Below are 4,417 nucleotides of genomic sequence, written 5' to 3'. Positions count from 1 at the left end.
AGGACGCGCCCACCACGAGCCCCGCCGTCGCGGCCAGCGCGAGCGCCGCGGACGCCAGCGCCAGCGCGAGGGCGCGCGGCCCGCGCGGGGTGTGACCTGCGTCCACGCCGTTTCCTCGCCGTCTCCTCGAAGGTGCGCCCAGGGCCCGGCAGGGAGGTGTCCGGGCCCTGGGCGGTCAGGGTCGCCCGCGGGAGGGGGTGCTACTTCTTCCGGTGCGCCCAGGCACCGCACTTGTCGAACCCGATGTGCGCCTCACAGACGCGGATCTGGGTGATGACGGTGCCGGGGCCGGTCTCGCTGCAGCCCTTGTCGCCGCGGTTCCACTTGGAGCCGCCGTTGCCGGACTTGCGCTCGTAGTCCACCTTCACATCGGACTTGTTGCGGCTGCCGTCGCAGATGACGACCTGGCGGTCCTTGTTCTTCGTGTAGGCGCGGTTGGCGCCCAGCTTGGCGGTGTAGGCCCAGGCCTGGGACCCGCCGGTGGTGACGACGACGGCGGCCAGGGCACCGGCCGCGCAGCGTGCGATGAAGGACATGCCGGACTCTCCTCTGCGGTCGAGAGAAAGGGAGGGAGAGTCGCGGACCGGCCATGGTCGCCGCTTTCCGGCGAGCGGGAATCGGATCGCATCCGCGCACTCACCCCGATGCATGGAACGGTAGAAAGGCGCGGCGCGACCCCGTAGGGCCCTAGGGCCTCAACCCGGCGTTCGGGGGCCCTGCCCGAGGTCAGTAGGCGGCGTCGATGGTGTCGGGGGCGAGGATGCGGTCCAGGACCATGGCGGCGCAGCCGATGAGGCCGGCGGACTCGCCGAGACGGCTGGGCTCGATGCGCAGGCTGCGCGTGGCGAGGGCCGTGGAGCGCTGGTAGACGACCTCGCGCAGGCCCGCGATGAGCGGGGCGTCGGCGCCCGCGAGGTCGCCGCCGAGGACGACGACGGCGGGGTTGAGCAGGTTGACGGCGATGGCGACGACCTCGCCGATGCGGCGGCCGGCCTCGCGCAGCAGCGCGACGGTCGGGGCGTCGCCGGTGCGGGCGAGCTCGGCGAGGCCGGGCAGGTCGGCGGCGGGCGAGCGGGCGAGCAGGGCGGTGCCGCCGGCGACGGCCTCGACGCAGTCGAGGTTGCCGCAGCGGCACGGCCGGCCGCCCGCGCCGGGCACGGCGACATGGCCGATCTCGCCCGCGGCGCCGAGCGCGCCGCGCTGGATCCGGCCGCCGATGATCAGGCCGGAGCCGATGCCGGTGGAGACCTTCACGAACAGGAGGTCGTCGACGCCCGGGTGGGCCTGGTGCTCGCCGAGCGCGGCGGCGTTGACCTCGTTGTCGAGGTGGGCGGGGACGCCGAACCGGTCGCGGATCGCGGGGCGGATCTCCACGCCGTCCCAGCGGCCGGCCTCGTGCTCGACGGCGTCCGGGACGCCGAGGCCCGCGCCGCGGACGGTGGCCGGGTCGACGTCCGCGGCGGCCAGCAGGTCGGCCCACCGGTCGAGCAGCCGGGGGAGCGTCGCGCACGAGGACGTGCCCGCCGCGGGGCCGTCGGCCCGCGCGAGGATCGTCCCGGCGAGGTCGCAGACGGCGATCTGGCCGCGGGACTGGCCGAGGTTGGCGACCAGGACGGCGCCGCCCGCGGCGTTGAACTCCAGCCGGGCGGGCGGGCGGCCGCCGGTGGACGGCCCGTCGGCGCGCTCGGCGACCAGGCCGCGGCCGATGAGGTCGGCGACCCGGGAGGCGACGGCGGGGCGGGACAGGCCGGTGATGCGGCCGAGCTCGGCGCGGGTGGCGACCCCGTCCTCGCGGATCAGGCGGAGTACGTCGCCGCTCGTGCAGGGGCGGGTGCGGGGACGCGGCATCCGGCCAGTCAAGCACGGTGTTGTTCAGTGAGTCCAGTTGGCTCAAGAGTCGAACTTTTGTTAGCTGGAGTTCATAAGTGAGGTTGTCCGTATGACCTATGTCTCGGTAGTTTTGCGGTGAGGTCGTCCCCCCTGGTCTGGAGCACCCCATGGCTGCGCATCCCGTGCTGGAACGTGTCACCCGGCGCGTCGTCGAGCGGAGCGCCGCGACGCGCTCGGAGTACCTGAGCCGGATCCAGGACGCGCGGACGGAGGGTCCCGTGCGCGGCGGCATGGGGTGCGCGAACCTGGCGCACGGCTTCGCGGCCTGCGGCGTCCAGGACAAGCTGTGGCTGCGCGGCGACGTGACGCCCAACATCGCGATCGTGTCGGCCTACAACGACATGCTGTCGGCGCACCAGCCGCTCAAGGAGTACCCCGACCTGATCAAGGCGGCGATCCGCGCGGCGGGCGGCACCGCCCAGTTCGCCGGGGGCGTGCCCGCGATGTGCGACGGCATCACGCAGGGCCGCGCGGGCATGGAGCTGTCGCTGTTCAGCCGGGACGTGGTCGCGATGGCGACGGCGGTCGCGCTGTCGCACGACATGTTCGACGGGGCGCTGCTGCTCGGCGTCTGCGACAAGATCGTCCCCGGGCTGGTGATCGGCGCGCTGTCGTTCGGGCACCTGCCGGCGATCCTGGTCCCGGCGGGGCCGATGGCCTCCGGGCTGCCGAACGCCCAGAAGGCGAAGGTCCGCAAGCGGTTCGCGGCGGGCGAGATCGGCCGGGACGAGCTGCTCGCCGCCGAGGCCGCGTCCTACCACTCGCCCGGCACCTGCACGTTCTACGGGACGGCGAACTCCAACCAGCTGCTCATGGAGGTCATGGGCCTGCACCTGCCGGGCGCGAGCTTCGTCCCGCCGGGCACGCCGCTGCGGGACGCGCTGACCGAGGCGTCGGCGCGCCGCGTCCTGAAGATCACCGACCTGGCCGGCGCGTACACCCCGATCGGGGAGATGCTGGACGAGCGGGCGTTCGTGAACGGGATCGTCGCGCTGCTGGCCACCGGCGGGTCGACGAACCACACGCTGCACCTGCCCGCCATGGCCGCCGCCGCGGGCATCGAGCTGACCTGGGACGACTTCGACGACCTGTCGAAGGTGACGCCGCTGCTGACCCGGCTCTACCCCAACGGCACCGCGGACGTGAACCACTTCCACGCGGCGGGCGGCACCGCGTTCCTCATCGGCGAGCTGATCGACGCGGGCCTGCTGCACGAGGACGCGCGGACGGTCGGCGGGGAGAGCCTGGCCGACTACCGGCGCGTCCCGGACGTCGCCGACGGGCGGGCCGTGTGGCGGGACGCGCCGGCGGAGTCGGGCGACCTGGACGTCCTGCGCCCGGCGGCCGAGCCGTTCGACACCCACGGCGGCCTGCACACCGTCCGGGGGAACCTGGGGCGGGCCGTGGTGAAGGTGTCGGCGGTGCGGGCCGAGCACCGGACGATCGAGGCGCCGGCCCGCGTGTTCGGGTCGCAGGAGGAACTGCAGAAGGCGTTCGCCGACGGGGAGCTGGACCGTGACATCGTCGCGGTCGTCCGGTACCAGGGGCCGAGCGCCAACGGCATGCCGGAGCTGCACCGGCTGACCCCGCCGCTGTCGGTGCTGCAGGACCGGGGACACCGCGTCGCGCTGGTCACCGACGGGCGCATGTCGGGCGCGTCGGGCGCGGTGCCCGCCGCGATCCACGTCTCGCCCGAGGCGGCGGCGGGCGGGCCGCTCGCGCGGGTCCGCGACGGGGACGTGATCCGGCTGGACTCGGACAAGGGTCTGCTGGAGGTCCTCGTCCCGGCCGAGGAGTTCGCCGCGCGGGAGGCCGCCGGCTCGGCGCCGGACGCGCGGGCGTGGGCGGGCACCGGGCGGGAGCTGTTCGGCGCGTTCCGGCGGGCCGTCGGCCCGGCCGAGCGGGGCGCGGGCGTGTTCGGGCACGGCGCCTTCGGGCCCGGCCCGGCCGGGCACGCTCCGTTCGGCCCCGGCGCGTTCGAATCCGGTGCGTCCGGGCAGGGAGCCACCGAGCCCGGGGATCCCGGGCACCGTGCCCCCGACCCGGGCCCCGCCGGGCCGGGGCCGTCGGAGCACGGTGTCTCCGAGCGGGGAGCGGAGGTGCCCGCGTGAGCGCGGCGCAGGACGGCCCGTGGCTGGTCGCCGACGTCGGCGGCACCAACGCGCGCTTCGCCCTGGTGGACGGCCCGGATCGCGCGCCCGCGCGGATCGCGTCGCTGCCCACCCGTGACCACGCCGGGCTTGCCGACGCCGCCGCGGCCTACCTGGAGCGGCACGCGCCGGGCGTCCGGCCGTCGGCGGCGTGCCTGGCCGTCGCGGGCCCGGTCGCCGACGGGACGTTCCGGCTGACCAACGCGGGGTGGCCCGTCGACACCCCCGAGGCGGTGCGGGAGCGGCTCGGCCTGCCGCATCTGGAGATCATCAACGACTTCGCGGCGCTGGCGCTGGCGCTGCCGCGGCTCGGCGCCGCCGACCTGGTCGCGGTCGGGCCCGCGGCGCCGGGCGGCGGCAGATCGGAAGAGCACACG

Annotated in this window: 4 protein-coding genes; 2 read left to right on the top strand and 2 right to left on the bottom strand. The window is 75.4% G+C overall.

Going from position 1 to position 4,417, the window contains the following annotated elements; all coding sequences use genetic code 11:
• Positions 1–200: 200 nt before the first annotated feature.
• Together E1291_RS39495 and E1291_RS39490 are read right to left on the bottom strand one after the other, a co-directional pair.
• Positions 201–536 carry a hypothetical protein gene (locus tag E1291_RS39495; RefSeq protein WP_131743127.1) on the bottom strand — a complete coding sequence of 112 codons (336 nt, stop codon included), beginning with the start codon at positions 534–536 and terminating at the stop codon, positions 201–203.
• Positions 537–726: 190 nt separating this feature from the next.
• Entirely contained in the window at positions 727–1,848 is a 1,122-nt protein-coding gene (locus tag E1291_RS39490; RefSeq protein WP_131743126.1) for an ROK family transcriptional regulator, read from the bottom strand.
• A gap of 149 nt (positions 1,849–1,997) precedes the next feature.
• Between E1291_RS39490 and edd the strand changes: the two genes are divergently transcribed.
• Complete coding sequence (gene edd, locus E1291_RS39485) at positions 1,998–4,001, top strand: phosphogluconate dehydratase (RefSeq protein ID WP_242614665.1); 2,004 nt, start codon at positions 1,998–2,000, stop codon at positions 3,999–4,001.
• Positions 3,998–4,417, top strand: a 420-nt coding sequence (locus E1291_RS39480; protein WP_207401196.1) for a glucokinase, incomplete at its 3' end; no start/stop codon positions are given. The genes edd and E1291_RS39480, both read left to right, overlap by 4 nt.

Origin of the sequence: Actinomadura roseirufa, from assembly GCF_900659635.1 — a bacterium.
GTDB lineage: Bacteria > Actinomycetota > Actinomycetes > Streptosporangiales > Streptosporangiaceae > Spirillospora > Spirillospora roseirufa.
Note: the sequence above shows the minus strand (reverse complement) of the source record. Positions and strands in the feature narration are given on the sequence as shown.

Coding starts and splice junctions, on each gene's coding strand:
- E1291_RS39495 (WP_131743127.1), bottom strand. CDS start 536: ATGTCCTTCATCGCACGCTGCGCGGCCGGTGCCCTGGCCGCCGTCGTC.
- E1291_RS39490 (WP_131743126.1), bottom strand. CDS start 1,848: ATGCCGCGTCCCCGCACCCGCCCCTGCACGAGCGGCGACGTACTCCGC.
- edd (WP_242614665.1), top strand. CDS start 1,998: ATGGCTGCGCATCCCGTGCTGGAACGTGTCACCCGGCGCGTCGTCGAG.